At 71.2% G+C, this 15,147-nt stretch carries 13 protein-coding genes; 8 read left to right on the top strand and 5 right to left on the bottom strand.

Annotated elements, in window-relative coordinates; all coding sequences use genetic code 11:
* Nucleotides 1–33 precede the first annotated feature (33 nt).
* Both IFT88_RS00585 and IFT88_RS00580 read right to left on the bottom strand, forming a co-directional pair.
* A complete protein-coding gene (locus IFT88_RS00585; RefSeq protein WP_192118316.1) occupies nt 34–1,770 on the bottom strand; it encodes a dihydroxyacetone kinase family protein in 1,737 nt (578 codons plus the stop codon).
* 121 nt (nt 1,771–1,891) lie between these two features.
* Nucleotides 1,892–3,286, bottom strand: coding sequence for an MFS transporter (locus IFT88_RS00580; protein ID WP_043597719.1), 1,395 nt, complete (start codon nt 3,284–3,286; stop codon nt 1,892–1,894).
* Between the two features lie 228 nt (nt 3,287–3,514).
* Here IFT88_RS00580 and IFT88_RS00575 point away from each other — a divergent pair, with 228 nt between their 5' ends.
* Nucleotides 3,515–4,252, top strand: coding sequence for a FadR/GntR family transcriptional regulator (locus tag IFT88_RS00575; protein WP_231567194.1), 738 nt, complete (start codon nt 3,515–3,517; stop codon nt 4,250–4,252).
* Between the two features lie 137 nt (nt 4,253–4,389).
* On the opposite strand, the gene aqpZ is transcribed toward IFT88_RS00575, so the two are convergent.
* Both aqpZ and IFT88_RS00565 read right to left on the bottom strand, forming a co-directional pair.
* On the bottom strand, nt 4,390–5,172 hold the full coding sequence (gene aqpZ / locus IFT88_RS00570; protein WP_192118314.1) for an aquaporin Z: 783 nt from the start codon (nt 5,170–5,172) through the stop codon (nt 4,390–4,392).
* A gap of 89 nt (nt 5,173–5,261) precedes the next feature.
* Nucleotides 5,262–5,660, bottom strand: coding sequence for a phage holin family protein (locus IFT88_RS00565; RefSeq protein WP_192118312.1), 399 nt, complete (start codon nt 5,658–5,660; stop codon nt 5,262–5,264).
* A 312-nt stretch (nt 5,661–5,972) separates the two neighbouring features.
* On the opposite strand from IFT88_RS00565, the gene IFT88_RS00560 reads away from it, so the two are divergent.
* The gene (locus IFT88_RS00560; protein WP_192118310.1) at nt 5,973–6,497 is read left to right on the top strand and encodes a hypothetical protein; all 525 of its coding nucleotides are present in this window, start codon (nt 5,973–5,975) and stop codon (nt 6,495–6,497) included.
* A gap of 52 nt (nt 6,498–6,549) precedes the next feature.
* Here IFT88_RS00560 and IFT88_RS00555 read toward each other — a convergent pair whose 3' ends face one another.
* Nucleotides 6,550–7,158 (bottom strand): hypothetical protein, encoded by a 609-nt coding sequence (locus IFT88_RS00555; RefSeq protein ID WP_192118308.1) that lies wholly within the window; start codon nt 7,156–7,158, stop codon nt 6,550–6,552.
* A gap of 157 nt (nt 7,159–7,315) precedes the next feature.
* Between IFT88_RS00555 and IFT88_RS00550 the strand changes: the two genes are divergently transcribed.
* The 6 genes from IFT88_RS00550 (at nt 7,316) to iolD (ending at nt 15,111) form a co-directional block, all read left to right on the top strand.
* Nucleotides 7,316–8,764 (top strand): sugar porter family MFS transporter, encoded by a 1,449-nt coding sequence (locus IFT88_RS00550; protein ID WP_082060225.1) that lies wholly within the window; start codon nt 7,316–7,318, stop codon nt 8,762–8,764.
* Nucleotides 8,765–8,804: 40 nt separating this feature from the next.
* The gene (iolC, locus tag IFT88_RS00545; protein ID WP_043597712.1) at nt 8,805–9,773 is read left to right on the top strand and encodes a 5-dehydro-2-deoxygluconokinase; all 969 of its coding nucleotides are present in this window, start codon (nt 8,805–8,807) and stop codon (nt 9,771–9,773) included.
* Complete coding sequence (locus tag IFT88_RS00540) at nt 9,766–10,689, top strand: Cgl0159 family (beta/alpha)8-fold protein (RefSeq protein WP_043597710.1); 924 nt, start codon at nt 9,766–9,768, stop codon at nt 10,687–10,689. The genes iolC and IFT88_RS00540 overlap by 8 nt, the downstream gene beginning before the upstream one ends.
* Entirely contained in the window at nt 10,686–12,215 is a 1,530-nt protein-coding gene (locus tag IFT88_RS00535; RefSeq protein WP_192118306.1) for a CoA-acylating methylmalonate-semialdehyde dehydrogenase, read from the top strand. Before IFT88_RS00540 ends, IFT88_RS00535 begins: the two co-directional genes overlap by 4 nt.
* Before the next feature lie 74 nt (nt 12,216–12,289).
* The gene (gene iolB / locus IFT88_RS00530; protein WP_192118304.1) at nt 12,290–13,216 is read left to right on the top strand and encodes a 5-deoxy-glucuronate isomerase; all 927 of its coding nucleotides are present in this window, start codon (nt 12,290–12,292) and stop codon (nt 13,214–13,216) included.
* A complete protein-coding gene (gene iolD / locus IFT88_RS00525) occupies nt 13,213–15,111 on the top strand; it encodes a 3D-(3,5/4)-trihydroxycyclohexane-1,2-dione acylhydrolase (decyclizing) (RefSeq protein WP_192118302.1) in 1,899 nt (632 codons plus the stop codon). The genes iolB and iolD overlap by 4 nt, the downstream gene beginning before the upstream one ends.
* Nucleotides 15,112–15,147: the final 36 nt, after the last annotated feature.

Below are 15,147 nucleotides of genomic sequence, written 5' to 3'. Positions count from 1 at the left end.
TGGTGCCTTTCGTGGAGGGTGGGGAGGGGAGGGTCACGCGGCGGGCTGCGGCGCGAGGACGCGTCCGACGGCCCGCGTGATGAGCCCGAGCGAGGTGGCGCCGGCGTCGGGCGTGCCGAGGCTCTTCTCGGCGTGCGGCCGGGCGCGGCCCATCTTGGGCAGGAGGTCGGCCGTCGCCGCGGCCGCCGTCACGGCGACCTCGGCCGCGGTGGCCCACGCCGTGGCGAGGTCGGCCCCGTCGTCGACCGCCGCGGAGAGGGCCGCGTCGAAGGGGACGAGCACGTCGACCATGGTCTTGTCGCCGACCGTGGCGCCGAACTCGAGGATCGCCTCGGTGGCGGCGGAGACGCCGCGGGACACGGAGGCGCGGTCCGGGGCCGCCTCGTCGCCCACGGCCGCGCCGAGGCTCGCGAGGGCGGCACCCCAGAGGGCCCCGGAGGTGCCCCCGGCCCGGTCGGACCAGGCGTCGCCGGCGAGGTCGAGGACGGTGCCCGCCCCCGCACCGGCGAGCACGGCCTCGCGGGCGGAGGCGACGGCGGCGTGGACCCCGCGCTGCATGCCGATGCCGTGGTCGCCGTCCCCGGCGACGGCGTCGATGCGTCCGAGCTCGTCGACGTTCTCCTCGACCGTGGCCCGCACCGCCTCGAGGGCGCTCAGCACCAGCTGGGCGGCCTGCCGGGACGCCGGGGTCGCGGGCGGGATCGCGATCTCGACCCGCGCCTCCTGCTCGGCGTCGTCCGTCCGCGACGCGACGTCGACGGAGCCCTTCTTGTAGGCGGGGGCGTCGACCGGGGCCGCCCAGAGGCGCTCGAGTTCGTCGTCGAGCCAGAACAGGGTCAGCGAGACGCCGGCCATGTCGAAGCTCGTGACGAGCTCGCCGACCTCGGGCTCGACGACCTCGACGCCCGCCTCGCGCAGCAGGGCGTCGACCCGGGCGTAGACGACGAAGAGCTCTTCGTACTTGACCGAGCCGAGTCCGTTGAGCAGCACCGCCACCTTGCGCCCGCGCGCCTCGTCGACCCCGTCGGGCAGTTCGTCGCTCGCGAGCAGCGCCTCGACGAGCAGCTCGGCGAGGCCGTCCGCCGTGGGGACGTCGGTCTCGCCGATGCCCGGCTCGCCGTGGATGCCCATGCCGACGGCCATGCGGCCCTCGGGCACGGTGAAGAGCGGTTCGTCGGCCCCGGGCAGCGAGCAGCCCGAGAACGCCACGCCGACGCTGCGGGTGCGTTCGTTCGCCTTGACGGCAACGCGGACGACGTCGTCGAGGTCGGCGCCCTCCTCGGCGGCGGCCGCGGCGGACTTGAAGACGGTGAGGTCGCCGGCGATGCCGCGACGCTTGTGCTTGTCGGCGATCGACGCGCTCGAGATGTCGTCGGTGACGGCGACCGTGCGGGTCTCGATGCCCTCGTCGATCAGCTTCTGCTGGGCCTTGTCGAAGTTCAGGACGTCACCGGCGTAGTTGCCGTAGCTGAGCAGGACGCCCCCGCCGTTCTGCGCCGACTTCGCGACCGACCTGACCTGCTGCCACGAGGGCGAGGCGAAGAGGTTGCCGAGGGCCGCGCCGTGGGCGAGCCCCTGCCCGACGAGTCCGCCGAAGGCCGGGTAGTGACCCGAGCCACCGCCGACGACGAGCGCGACGCTGCCGGGGGCCGAGCGGGTCGCCCGGACCACGCCGCCGTGCACCCGTCGCACCCAGCGCTGGTTGGCGGCCACGAAGCCGTCGATCATCTCGTCGGCGAAGTCGCCCGGATCGTTGAAGAGGCGTGTCATGAGAACTCCAGGAGGCGGTGGTCCGGTCGACGGCGCGACGGCACGGCGACGGGGTGCGGAGGGGGCGGGGCCCGGGTCGGGGATCATCCGGGCCCCGCGGGGGGAGAGGGGTGAGCGTCGGTCAGTCGAGCCCGGCGGTCGCCGCCAGGTCGGCCTGCTCGCGGGGGCTCAGGGTGCCCTCGGGCTTCTTCATCCGGCTGAGCGCGATCATCAGCGCGGCCGACAGGAGCATGAAGAACCCGACGATGAACATCGGCACCCGGTAGTCGCCGGTGACGTCGGTGACCAGGCCCGTGATGTACGGGGCGCTGAAGCCGGCGAGGTTGCCGACCGTGTTGATGAGCGCGATGCCCGCGGCCGCCGCGGCACCGGTCAGGAACTGCGTGGGCAGGGTCCAGAAGTTGGGCAGTGCCGCGAAGATCGCCATGGCGGTGACCGCGATCACCGCGATGGTGAGGGCGGGGGACTGCGCGTACAGCGCCAGCGGGATGCTCAGACCGCCCACGACGGCGGGGATGACGATGTGCCAGGTCTTGAGGCCGCGACGCGAGGCGTCACGCGACCAGAAGTACAGGGCGATGGCCGCGGGGACGTAGGGGATGGCCGTGATGAAGCCGCGCTGGGTGACGGTGAACTCGGTGCCGAACTGCTCCTGGAAGCCGCCGATGATGGTGGGCAGGAAGAACGCGAGCGCGTAGAGGCCGTAGATGAAGCCGAAGTAGATGAACGAGAGCATCCAGACGCGGCCGTTCTTGAAGACGACCCCGAGGCCCGGGTGCTTGCCGGTGGTCGAGACGGCACCCGTCTTCGTCGAGGCCTCCTTCACCAGCGCCTGGGTCAGCCAGACCTGCTCTTCCTTGGTGAGCCACTTGGCGTCGGCGGGCTTGTCCTTGAGGTAGAACCAGGCGACGATCCCGACGACGATCGCGGGGATGGCGACGCCCATGAACATGAAGCGCCAGCCCTCGAGGCCGAAGAAGACGCCGTCGTGGCTGATCAACCAGCCGGCGAGCGGGGCACCGATGACGGTGGTGAGGGGCTGCGCCAGGTAGAAGAGGGCGAGGATCTTGCTGCGGTGGGCGGCCGGCACCCACAGGCTCAGGAAGAGGATCGCGCCGGGGAAGAAGCCGGCCTCCATGACGCCGAGCAGGAAGCGCAGGGCGACGAGCTGCTCGAAGTTCTGCACCCAGGTGAAGAGCAACGCCACGATGCCCCAGGTCACCATGATGCGGGCGAGCCACTTGCGGGCACCGAACTTGTGCAGGGCGAGGTTGGACGGCACCTCCAAGAGGATGTAGCCGATGAAGAACACGCCCGAGGCGAAGCCGAACTGGGCGGCCGACAGGGCCAGGTCGGACTCCATGCCGTTCGGCGCCGCGAAGCCGATGGCGGTGCGGTCGAGGTAGTTGATGAAGAACATCAACGCCACGAACGGCACGAGCCGGACGGCGACTTTCTTGATCGCGGACTTCTCGACCGCGCTCTGCTGCGCGCTCGTTCGGGTGGTGGTGTCCACATCGACTCCTTCGGATCTAACGACGTTGTTGGATGACGCCTTCGACCGATGCCGGTGGCGCGCAGGAACCATCGTGCCTTTTTCCACGAAAGCTGTCAACCGGTTGACCAATTGAGCGACGGAGCGAGGCGGAGCGAGCGCCTCGAGAGGTGGGCCCATGGGCCCCGAGAGGTCGACCCCTGGGCCCCGAGAGGTGGACCCGTGGGCCCCGCTGACTAAGCTCGCAGCGTGCCGGCATACCCAGAGAGCGACCCCGCGAGCCTCGATCTCGAGCTCGAGATGGTCCCGCGCGGCACCGCGGTCAGCGAGGTCGTCAAGCAGCTCGTGGCCCTCCTGACGGCCGGCGAACTGACCCCCGGGTCGCGCCTCCCACCCGAGCGGCAGCTCGCCGAACGTCTCGGCGTCGGGCGGTCGGCCGTCCGCGAGGCCCTGGCCGCCCTCGAGATCCTCGGCATCGTCACGGTGCGTCCGGGCTCGGGCACCTACCTGCGCGACCAGACCTCGGAGTTGCTGCCGACCACCCTCAGCTGGGGTCTCATGCTGAACGCGGCACGCACGCGCGAGCTCATCGAGGTGCGGGGCGGGCTCGAGATCCAGGCGGCCGCCTACGCCGCCGAGCGGGCCTCCGACGCCGACGTCGAGAAGCTGCGCGGCTACATCGAGGTGATGGCCGACTCGCTCGAGGACCTCGACGCGTTCCTCCAGGCCGACATCCGGTTCCACCTGCAGATCGCCGTCAGCGCCGACAACGTCGTGCTCAAGGACCTCCTGCAGAGCACCCGGTCGCTGCTGCGCCTCTGGGTCGAGCGCGGGCTCACCGAGAAGGACCAGGCCGAGGCCGCGTACCGCGAACACCGGGCCGTCTTCCGGGCGATCGAGGCCCGCGACCCGAACGCGGCGCTCGCGGCGATGCGCGACCACATGGCCACCGCCGCCGACCGCGTCCGGAGCGCGACGGTCGTCTAGGTCGTCGCCGCCCGACGGGCGGGGCGACGTCGTCGCCTCTGCTAGAGAGTCGGTCGGCACCGGCGCGACCGCACGAGAACGCAGGAGGCGCGGGTCACGCGACCCGCGCCTCCTGCGTTCCCTGCCGCTCGGGCCGGTCAGGCGCGACGGCGCAGGACGCGGTGCGCGAGGCCCGCGAGGGCGGCGCCGACGAGGGGTGCCACGAAGAAGACCCAGACCTGGGCCAGCGCGTCGGGGCCGCCGTAGAGGGCCGCCGCCAGCGAGCGGGCCGGGTTCACCGACGTGTTGCTCACCGGGATGCTGATCAGGTGGATCAGCGTCAGGGTCAGGCCGATCGCCAAGGGCGCCAGGGCCTTGTACTCACTCTTGGCGGTTACCGACAGGATCACGCCGACGAAGACGGCCGTCAGCACGATCTCGGTGACGAGCACGGCTCCGAGGCCGAAACCGCCGGGCGACGACGCACCGAAGCCGTTCGAGGCGAAGCCTGAGTCACGGGCCGCGGCGAAGTAGCCGGCGGGGCCGTCGGCGGCGACGAGCGCCACGACGCTCGCCCCGGCGGCGGCACCGACGAGCTGTGCGACGACGTAGCCGGGCACGCTCGCCCACGTGGTCCGGCCGGCCAGGGCGAAGCCGACCGTCACGGCCGGGTTGAAGTGGCCACCCGAGATGTGGCCGACGGCGTAGATGCCGGCCATCACGCTGAGGCCGAACCCCAGGGCCACGCCGAGGAAGCCGACACCGAGCGTGTTGCCGTCGTCCGGGAACGACGACGCGAACACGGCCGTGCCGACGCCTCCGACGACGAGGAGGAACGCCCCGAACGCCTCGGAGCCGTACCGCGCGAGGGGCGTATAGGTCTCGGCGTGCTGCGTGCGCTGTTCTTTCGTGGACCGGCTGGCGGGTGTGGTGCGAGGCATGGGGGATTCTCCGGTGTCGGGTGCGGACGGTGTCGGGTGGGGAGGGGGTCGGGTGTGGAAGGGGGTCGGGTTCGGAGGGGTGTGGGCGGCTAGTCGGCCGACGAGGTGAGGTTCTTCACCGTGTCGGAGGGCACCGGCGGGATGCCTCGCTTCACGCCCTTCAGACCGACGGCGACGAGCACCGCGGTCACGACGGCGAAGACGGCGAACGTGATGAGCGCGGCGGCCCAGAGCGGGAGGGCCAGGGCCAGCAGGGCGACGGCGGTGCCGGCGAGGAGGATCACGGTCACGATCGCGAGGACGGCCCCGACGGCGAGCAGCACGGCGCCGGATCGCGCATCCCGTGCCCGGCCGGCGATCTCGTCGCGCGCCGACCGCAGTTCGGTGCGGACGGCCTTGATGAGGGGCTCGATCGCCCGGCTGCCGAGCTGGTCGCGGAACCTGCCCGCGAAGCCTGCGTCGGCCTGCTTCTCGTCGTCTGCGCTCATGGGGTGGTCCTTCTCTCGGCGGGGCCACTCGGGTCGGTGGCCGGGGATCGCTGTGCCGCGGTGCGGACACGCCGTGTCTCGGTGACACACCATTCGGACGCGAGCGGCAGCCCACCCGTCATCGACCTCCAGCGAGCTTCCAGCCTGGGGTCGCGGCGCACTCGCGAAGCGGCCAGGCGGGGGACAGTGCGGGCCTGTCCGGTGGAGGGTGTGCGGTGTGCGGTGTGCGGCGTGCGGTGTGCGGCGTCGGGTGTCGGGCGGCGTGCGTGCGGTGTGCGGCGTCGGGCGACCGGCGTCCGGCAGGATGGCCTCGTGGCTCGACGCGAACCTCCCGTCATCCGCATCGTCGCGTTGACCAGCGCCGCGGTGCGCCAGGCCGACGGGCCCGAACGGTTCGCGCGCACCGACGCCGCCGTCGACCGTCTGCGCGAGGGCGGACGCTCCCGCGAGGACGCCCTCTACCTGCTCTCGTCGTACTGGACCGGCGAGCACGGCCGACAGCTACCGAGCCCGCGCACGCTGACGATCACCTTCGTGGCGACGCTGGTCGTCTGCATCGGTGCCGTCGTCGCCTTCGGCTCGACCGGCATCGCCTGGATCGCCGCCGTCTTCTTCGGCGGGGGACTGCTCGTGCGGGGGATCGTCGAGCTCTGGCGCCTCCACCGCAACTGGTACGGCTCGCGCGAGCGGCGCACCGCCGTCCGCTCCCTCGTGGGCGTCGCCCTCGACGTCGTCGGCGTCTACCGCGACGGCTACCGCCTCCCCCGGGAGGCGCGCGCGGCCGACCGGCGCTGGTCCCGGTTCACGAAGCCGGGGCCGTCACCACGACGACGGTGACCGGACGGCCTCGTGGCCGTCGTTCGGCTCGGCCAGCCACCGACCAGCGTCGTCAGTCGACCAGGATGCGGAGGGCGTCGACGAGCGCCCGGTTGCCGGCGCGGAGGGCGGCGACCTCGGCCTCGAGGGCGGTGAGGCGGCTGTCGGCGGGTGGGGGTGTGGGTGCGGGAGCGGGTGCGGGTGCGGACTCCGGCTCCGGCCGCGGCTCGGGTTCGCTCTCGGGTGTCGGCTCGGGATCGGGGGCAGGACCGGATGCCGCCCAGGGGTCCTGCTCGGGCTCGGGCTCGGGCTCGGGCTGCGGTTCGGGCACGGCCGCGGTCTGCGGCCCGGCCTCGGCGTCGGGCTCGGGCTCACGCGCGGGCTCCGGAGGTGCGGCGGGCTGCGGAGCGTCGATCGGTTCGTCGTCCGTGGGGGACTCGACCCGCGCCTCCTTGGTGGTCTTGACGACCTGCGAGAACTTGGGCCGGGGCTTCCGCTTCGGCTTGGCGGGTTCGGGTGAAGCCTCGTCGACCCAGTCGCTGAGGGTCTGCCGCGGGACGTTGAACTCTTCCGCGACGACGGTCAGGACGTTGCGGTCGGTGGGATTGGTCATCCGACGTTGCAGCACGCGGGCCGTCGCGGCCTCTCGCGTCTCGTCGTCGTACCACTCGTCGAAAGGCATGCTCCGATTTTAGGGACGCGTCCCTCCCTCCCCTCCCATGGACATGTCATGACCGATTGACAGGACATGAAGACATGGATAACCTCGTCCTGTCGCAGCGGCAGGGCGACGACCCGCACCGACGCGGGAAGCTGTAACCACAACCAATGGAGGAATCGTGGTCACCGACACATCGGGCAGTTCGCCCCGAGTAGCTCTTCCCGCCCTGGTCTCGGGCCCGCACACCAAGCGCCTCGGCACCGTCGCGGTCATCGCCACCTTCGGTGGCCTTCTCTTCGGCTACGACACGGGCGTGATCAACGGCGCGCTCGACTCGATGGAGGAGAGCCTCGGGCTCACGCCGGCCAGCGAGGGGGTCATGGTCTCGGCCATCCTCATCGGGGCCGCGGTCGGGGCGTTCTTCATCGGGCGCATCTCGGACGCCTTCGGGCGGAAGCCCACCATCAACACCCTCGCCATCCTGTTCTTCTTCGCCGCCCTCGCCTGCGTGCTCGCGCCCACGTGGGAGTTCCTCACCGGGGCACGGTTCTTCCTCGGCATCGCCGTCGGAGGGGCCTCGGTCACCGTTCCGGTGTTCCTCGCCGAACTCGCGCCCACCGAGCAGCGCGGCGGGCTCGTCAGCCGCAACGAGCTGATGATCGTCTCGGGGCAGCTCGCCGCCTTCACGATCAACGCCGTCATCGGCAGCGTCTGGGGCGAGCACGACAACGTGTGGCGCTACATGCTCTCCGTCGCGGTGCTGCCCGCGATCGCCCTCTTCATCGGCATGTTCCGCGTCCCCGAGAGCCCTCGCTGGCTCATCGCCAAGGGCCGTGACGACGACGCGCTCGCCGTGCTCAAGCAGATCCGCGCCGACGACCGGGCGGTGGCCGAGATGGCCGAGGTGCGCCTCCTCGCCGACGAGGAGAAAGAGGCCAAGAGCGCCCGCCTCGCCGACCTCATCGCCGCGCCCTGGCTCCGCAAGATCTTGTTCATCGGCATCGGCCTGGCCGTCGCACAGCAGCTGACGGGCATCAACTCGATCATGTACTACGGCACCCAGGTGCTGCAGCAGTCCGGGTTCTCGCAGAGCGGGGCCCTGATCGCCAACGTCGGGGCGGGCGTCATCGCCGTCGTCGCCATGCTCGTCGCCCTGCGCATCATCAACAAGGTCGGACGGCGCACGATGCTGATGGTCGGTTTCGCCGGCGTCGCGATCTTCCACCTGCTGATCGGCCTGTCGTCGCTGCTGATCCCCGAGGGGCTCGGCCGGGCCATCGTCGTCCTGGTCTTCGTCATCGGCTTCGTCGGCACCATGCAGGGCACCATCGGCCCGCTCGTCTGGCTGATGCTCAGCGAGATCTTCCCCCTCAAGCTGCGTGGCGTCGGCATGGGGCTCACGGTGCTGATCCTCTGGCTGACCAACTTCGCCGTCAGCCTGCTCTTCCCGATCCTCGTCGCCGGCATCGGCATCTCGACGACGTTCTTCATCTTCGCGGTGCTCAACGCCGGGTCGTTCCTCTTCGCCGTCAAGAAGGTGCCCGAGACGAACGGGCGGTCGCTCGAGCAACTCGAAGAGGACTTCAGCACCGGTGCCATCTACGTCGTCAAGAACGGCAAGAAGTGACCGCGACCGCTCGCCTGGCTCCCGAAAGGACGACCACGTCATGACCGACCACAACGACAGCGCCCCCTACGAGGTCCTCACCATGGGCCGCGTCGGCGTCGACATCTATCCGCAGCAGTCCGGTGTTCCCCTCGAAGAGGTCGAGACCTTCAGCAAGTCCGTCGGGGGAAGCGCGACCAACGTCGCCATCGCCGCCGCCCGGCACGGCCGCCGGTCCGCGGTGGTCACCCGCACCGGCGACGACCCCTTCGGCCGCTACATCGTCCGAGAGCTCGAGCGGCTCGGCGTCTCGACCCGGCTCGTCTCGACCGTCGACGGGCTGAACACCCCGGTCACGTTCTGCGAGATCTTCCCGCCCGACGACTTCCCGCTCTACTTCTACCGTCAGCCGAAGGCACCCGACCTCATGATCACCGCGGGCTCGCTCGACCTCGCCGCCGTCGAGAAGGCCACCGTCTTCTGGGCGACGGTCACCGGCCTCAGCGAAGAGCCGAGCAGGCAGGCGCACCACGTGGCCTGGCAGGCCCGGGGTCGTCGTCCCCTGACGATCCTCGACCTCGACTACCGCCCCATGTTCTGGAAGAGCCCCGAGGTCGCCACTCGCGAGGTCGGGCGCGCCCTCGAGCACGTCACCGTCGCCGTCGGCAACCGCGAAGAGTGCGAGATCGCCGTGGGCGAGACCGAGCCCGAGCGGGCGGCCGACGCCCTCCTCGAACGAGGCGTCGAACTCGCCGTCGTCAAGCAGGGCCCCAAGGGCGTCCTCGCCAAGACGCGAGACGAACGGATCGAGGTGCCGGCCCACCTCGTCCAGGTCATCAACGGTCTGGGGTCGGGCGACGGGTTCGGGGGAGCCCTCTGCCACGGCCTCATCGAGGGATGGTCGCTCGACCGCACCCTGCGCTTCGCGAACGCGGCCGGGGGCATCGTCGCCACCCGGTTCGAGTGCTCCACCGCCATGCCCACGACCGACGAGGTCGAGGCCGTCCTCGAGGAGGCGCACCATGTCTGACCGCACCGCCCCGGTTCTCGACTTCGAGCGCCTCCGCACCCTCCGGGCCGCCGAACCGCACCGGGTGGCCGAGGTCCTGGCCGCCCGCACGCGGCCCGTCCCCTTGGCGGCCGACGGACGCCTCTTCATCGTCGCGGCGGACCACCCCGCCCGTGGTGCCCTCGGCGTCCGAGGCGACGCGACCGCCATGGCCGACCGCTACGACCTCCTCCGCCGACTCGTCGTCGCCCTCGGGCGACCCGGCGTCGACGGTGTGCTCGGCACTCCCGACATCCTCGAGGACCTCGCCCTGCTCGGAGCCCTCGACGGCAAGGTCGTCGTCGGCAGCATGAACCGCGGCGGACTCCAGGGCGCCACGTTCGAGCTGGACGACCGCTTCACCGCGTACTCGGCCGCGTCGATCGCCGACTCCCGGTTCGACTTCGCGAAACTGCTCGTCCGCGTCGCCCTCGACGACCCCGGCACGGCCTCGACGCTCGCCGCCACGGCACGCGCGGTGACCGAGTCGGCCAGGCTGCGCCTCCCGATCATGCTCGAGCCCTTCATGAGCTCGTGGCTCGACGGACGCGTGACCAACGACCTCACGGCCGACGCCGTCATCAAGTCGGTCGCCATCGCGTCGGGCCTCGGCGAATCCTCCGCCTACAGCTGGCTCAAGCTGCCCGTCGTCGACGACATGGAACGCGTGATGGCGGCGACGACCCTGCCCACGCTGCTGCTGGGGGGCGACCCCGCCGTCGACCCGGCCGACACCTACGCCCGCTGGGCCGCGGCCCTCGCCCTCCCCGGCGTCCGCGGGCTCGTCGTCGGACGCACCCTGCTCTACCCGAGCGACGACGACGTCGCCGCCGCCGTGGACCACGCCGCCGGGCTCGTCCACCCACCCTCGACCACGAACGGATCGGCAGAACGATGACCAGCACCACCAGCACGCACACCGCCACCGCCACCGATCGCCCCCTGGTCGCGCACTGGATCGACAACGCCGAGGTGCCCGGCACGAGCGGCCGCACCGCCCCCGTCTACGACCCGGCCCTCGGGGTCGCGACGAAGGACGTCTCGCTCGCCGACGCCTCCGAGATCGAGGCCGCCGTCGCCTCGGCACGACGGGCGTTCCCCGCCTGGCGCGACCTCTCGATCACGAAGCGTCAGCAGATCCTGTTCCGCTTCCGTGAGCTGCTGAACGAACGCAAGGGCGAACTGGCCGAGATCCTCACGAGCGAACACGGCAAGGTGCTGAGCGACGCCCTCGGCGAGATCACCCGCGGCCTCGAGGTCGTCGAACTGGCGACCGGGTTCCCCCACCTGGTCAAGGGCGAGTTCTCGCAGCAGGTGTCCACCGGGGTCGACGTCTACTCGACCAAGGCGCCCCTCGGCGTGGTCGGCGTCATCAGCCCCTTCAACTTCCCGGCCATGGTGCCGATGTGGTTCTTCCCGATCGCCATCGCGGTCGGCAACACCGTCGTGTTGAAGCCGTCCGAGAAAGACCCGTCCAGCGCCATGTTCCTCGCCCGCCTCTTCGCCGAGGCCGGCTTGCCCGAGGGCGTGTTCAACGTCCTCCACGGCGACAAGGAGGCCGTCGACGGCCTGCTCGAGCACCCCGACGTCAAAGCCATCTCGTTCGTCGGGTCGACACCCATCGCCCGGTACATCTACGAGACCGCCGCCCGGCACGGCAAGCGCGTCCAGGCACTCGGCGGTGCCAAGAACCACATGCTCGTCCTGCCCGACGCCGACCTCGACCTCGTCGCCGACAGTGCGATCAACGCCGGATTCGGCTCGGCGGGCGAGCGCTGCATGGCGATCAGCGTGGTCGTCGCGGTCGAACCCGTGGCCGACGAACTGATCGAGAAGATCACCTCACGCATGGCCGGCCTCACCGTCGGCGACGGTCGCCGCAGCTGCGACATGGGCCCTCTCGTCACCGAGCAGCACCGGGACAAGGTCGCGAGCTACATCGACATCGCCCTCGCCGACGGAGCCGACGTCGTCGTCGACGGCCGGGGCGTCGACGTCGACGGTGAGGCCGACGGCTTCTGGCTCGGGCCCACCCTGATCGACAAGGTGCCGCTCACCAGCCGCGTCTACACCGAAGAGATCTTCGGGCCGGTGCTGTCGATCGTGCGCGTCGCGTCGTACGACGAGGGCGTCGCCCTCATCAACGCCGGGGCCTACGGCAACGGAACGGCGATCTTCACCAACGACGGAGGCGCGGCGCGGCGTTTCCAGGCCGAGATCGAGGTCGGGATGATCGGCATCAACGTGCCCATCCCGGTGCCCGTCGCGTACTACTCGTTCGGCGGCTTCAAGGACAGCATCTTCGGTTCGGACAAGGCCTACGGACTTCAGGGCTTCGAGTTCTACACCCGCGAGAAGGCGATCACGTCGCGCTGGCTGGACCCCAGCCACGGCGGCGTCGACCTGGGCTTCCCCCAGAACTGACCGCCCGCCCGATCTGTCCCCAGGCAGTACCCCCGTGGCCCCCGGGCCGCCCGCTCGATGATGAGGTGGACGACATGAACGACGACCCCCGCTGGTTCTTCCCCCGCGGCGACCTGACCCGCGACGGCTGGCAGACCGTCGTCGACGGCGACCTCGACGGTTGGCAGCACACCGGCCTGCGTGTCGGCGAGCTCGGTGACGGTGTCTCGTTGCCCCTCGCCGCCGGTGGGGTCGAGCGCATGGTGGTGCCGCTGGTCGGCGACGTCGTGGTCGAGTGGAGTGATGGCCGAGGTGGGTCGGGCACCGTCGAGCTCGCCGGGCGGGCTTCCGTCTTCGACGGGCCGGCCGACGTCGCCTACCTCGGCGTCCGGACGGAGGCGGTGGTCACCGGGAGCGGTCGGGTCGCGATCGCCGAGGCACCCGCCGACCAGGTGCTCGACGTGCAGGTGCTCCGTCGTGACGACATCCCCGTCGAGATCCGCGGCGCCGGTCGATCGACCCGCCAGGTGCACAACTTCGGCACCCCGGACGGGTTGCACGCCCAGAAGCTCATCGTCTGCGAGGTCGTGACGCCCGCCGAGAACTGGTCGTCGTACCCTCCGCACAAGCACGACGACGGGGTGCCCGGTACCGAGTCCCGCCTCGAAGAGATCTACTACTTCGAATCCGCCGTCGGCCGCGGCCTCGACGCCCCCTCGCAGGCCGACCCGTTCGGCATGTTCGCCACCTACAGCTCACCCGCGGGGCAGATCGACGTGAACGCCCTCGTCCGCACCGGCGACGTCGCCCTCGTCCCGTACGGGTACCACGGCCCCGCCGTCGCCGCCCCGGGCTACGACCTCTACTACCTCAACGTCATGGCGGGGCCCGACCCCGAGCGCGCCTGGCTCATCACCGACGACCCCGCCCACGGGTGGGTCCGAGCCGGCTGGGAGTCCCAGGCCCCCGACCCCCGGCTGCCCTACCTCCCCACCGCACCCTCGAAAGGACCGCGTCGATGACGACGAAGAGACTCACCGTGGGCCAGGCGCTCGTCGAGTTCCTCGCCAACCAGTGGACCGTCGACGGCGACGTGCGAGAGCGCACGATCCCCGGCATGTTCGGCATCTTCGGCCACGGCAACGTCGCGGGCGTCGGCCAGGCGCTCAAGCAGTACCACGTCGATCGGCCGGGCCTGATGCCGTACCTGCAGGCCCGCAACGAACAGGCGATGGTGCACCAGGCCGTGGGCTACGCCCGCATGCACCGGAGGCGCGCGACCTACGCCAGCACCGCCTCCGTCGGTCCGGGTGCCGCCAACATGCTCACCGCCGCCGCGCTCGCGACGACGAACCGCCTGCCGGCCCTGCTGTTGCCGAGCGACACCTTCGCGACCCGGGTCAGCGATCCCGTGCTGCAGCAGATCGAGATGCCGCACGACACGTCCCTGCAGGTGACCGACGCGTTCCGGCCGTTGTCGCGATTCTTCGACCGGGTCGACCGGCCCGAGCAGCTCTTCTCGATCGCGCTCGCCGCGATGCGGGTGCTGACCGACCCGGCCGAGACCGGCGCCGTCACGATCGCCCTGCCCGAGGACGTCCAGGCCGAGTGGCTGGACGTGCCCGACGAGTTCCTGCAACCCCGCGAATGGCACATCCGTCGGCCCGTGCCCGAGAGAGGGCCGCTCGAGCGCGCCGTCGCCGCGATCAAGGCCGCGAAGCGCCCCGTCGTCGTCGCCGGCGGTGGAGTCCTCTACTCGGGCGCCGAGCAGCAGCTCGACGCCCTCGCCAGGGCGACCGGCATCCCCGTCGGCACGACGCAGGCCGGCGGAGGGTCCCTCGCCTGGGACCACCCGCAGTACCTCGGGGGCATCGGTGCCACCGGCACGACCGCCGCGAACCGCATCGCCGCCGAGGCGGACCTCGTCATCGGCGTCGGCACCCGGTACAGCGACTTCACCACCGCCTCGCGGACGGCCTTCCAGGGCTCCGACGTGCGATTCGTCAACGTCAACGTCACGTCGTTCGACGCCTACAAGCACGGTTCGCAACTGCCCGTCGTCGCCGACGCCCGCGAGACGCTCGACGCGCTCGCCGCGGCGCTCGCGGGGCATCGGGTACCCGACGAGCACTCCGCTCGCGTGGCCGCCGAGAAGGCGACCTGGGACGCCCTCGTCGACGAGGCCTTCCAGCCGTCCGGGCTCGCGTTGCCCGGCCAGCCCGAGATCATCGGTGCCGTCCAGGCCGCCAGCGACCCGACCGACGTCGTGGTCCAGGCGGCCGGGTCGCTGCCCGGCGACCTGCACAAGCTGTGGCGGGTCCGCGACCCGCTCGGGTACCACGTCGAGTACGCGTTCTCGTGCATGGGCTACGAGATCGCCGGTGGCCTCGGCGTCAAGAGGGGTGCACCCGACCGCGACGTCATCGTCATGGTGGGTGACGGCTCGTACCTCATGCTGCACACCGAACTGGTCACCGCCGTCGCCGAGGGCATCAAGATCATTGTGGTGCTCATCCAGAACCACGGCTACGCCTCGATCGGCCACCTCTCCGAGACCGTTGGGGCCGACCGCTTCGGCACGCTCTACCGCAAGCTCGATCCCGACTCCCTCGACTTCCAGGGCACCGAGGTGCTGCCGGTCGACCTCGCGATGAACGCCCGCAGCTACGGGCTCGACGTCGTCGAGGTGGAACCGACGCCGAACGCGGTCGCCGACCTCTCCGCAGCCCTCGCCGCGGCCAAGGCCTCGTCGACCAGCACGCTCATCCACCTGAACAGCGACCCGCTCGTCTACGCCCCGGACGGCGAGGGCTGGTGGGACGTCCCGGTCGCGCAGGTCTCGACCCTCGACAGCACCACGGCCGCCCTGGCCGATTACCGCGAGCAGCAGGCCGCGCAGCGCCCGCTGCTCGGCTGACACCGCCACACCTCACCCGCACCCTCTCGAAAGGCA

Origin of the sequence: Frigoribacterium sp. CFBP 8751 (genome assembly GCF_014841545.1) — a bacterium.
In the GTDB taxonomy this organism is placed as follows: domain Bacteria; phylum Actinomycetota; class Actinomycetes; order Actinomycetales; family Microbacteriaceae; genus Frigoribacterium.
Note: the sequence above shows the minus strand (reverse complement) of the source record. Positions and strands in the feature narration are given on the sequence as shown.

Bases quoted from the DNA above. Each gene is read 5' to 3' on its own strand.
- IFT88_RS00585 (WP_192118316.1), bottom strand. From the start codon at position 1,770: ATGACACGCCTCTTCAACGATCCGGGCGACTTCGCCGACGAGATGATC.
- aqpZ (WP_192118314.1), bottom strand. From the start codon at position 5,172: ATGCCTCGCACCACACCCGCCAGCCGGTCCACGAAAGAACAGCGCACG.
- IFT88_RS00565 (WP_192118312.1), bottom strand. From the start codon at position 5,660: ATGAGCGCAGACGACGAGAAGCAGGCCGACGCAGGCTTCGCGGGCAGG.
- IFT88_RS00555 (WP_192118308.1), bottom strand. From the start codon at position 7,158: ATGCCTTTCGACGAGTGGTACGACGACGAGACGCGAGAGGCCGCGACG.
- iolC (WP_043597712.1), top strand. From the start codon at position 8,805: ATGACCGACCACAACGACAGCGCCCCCTACGAGGTCCTCACCATGGGC.
- IFT88_RS00540 (WP_043597710.1), top strand. From the start codon at position 9,766: ATGTCTGACCGCACCGCCCCGGTTCTCGACTTCGAGCGCCTCCGCACC.
- IFT88_RS00535 (WP_192118306.1), top strand. From the start codon at position 10,686: ATGACCAGCACCACCAGCACGCACACCGCCACCGCCACCGATCGCCCC.
- iolB (WP_192118304.1), top strand. From the start codon at position 12,290: ATGAACGACGACCCCCGCTGGTTCTTCCCCCGCGGCGACCTGACCCGC.
- iolD (WP_192118302.1), top strand. From the start codon at position 13,213: ATGACGACGAAGAGACTCACCGTGGGCCAGGCGCTCGTCGAGTTCCTC.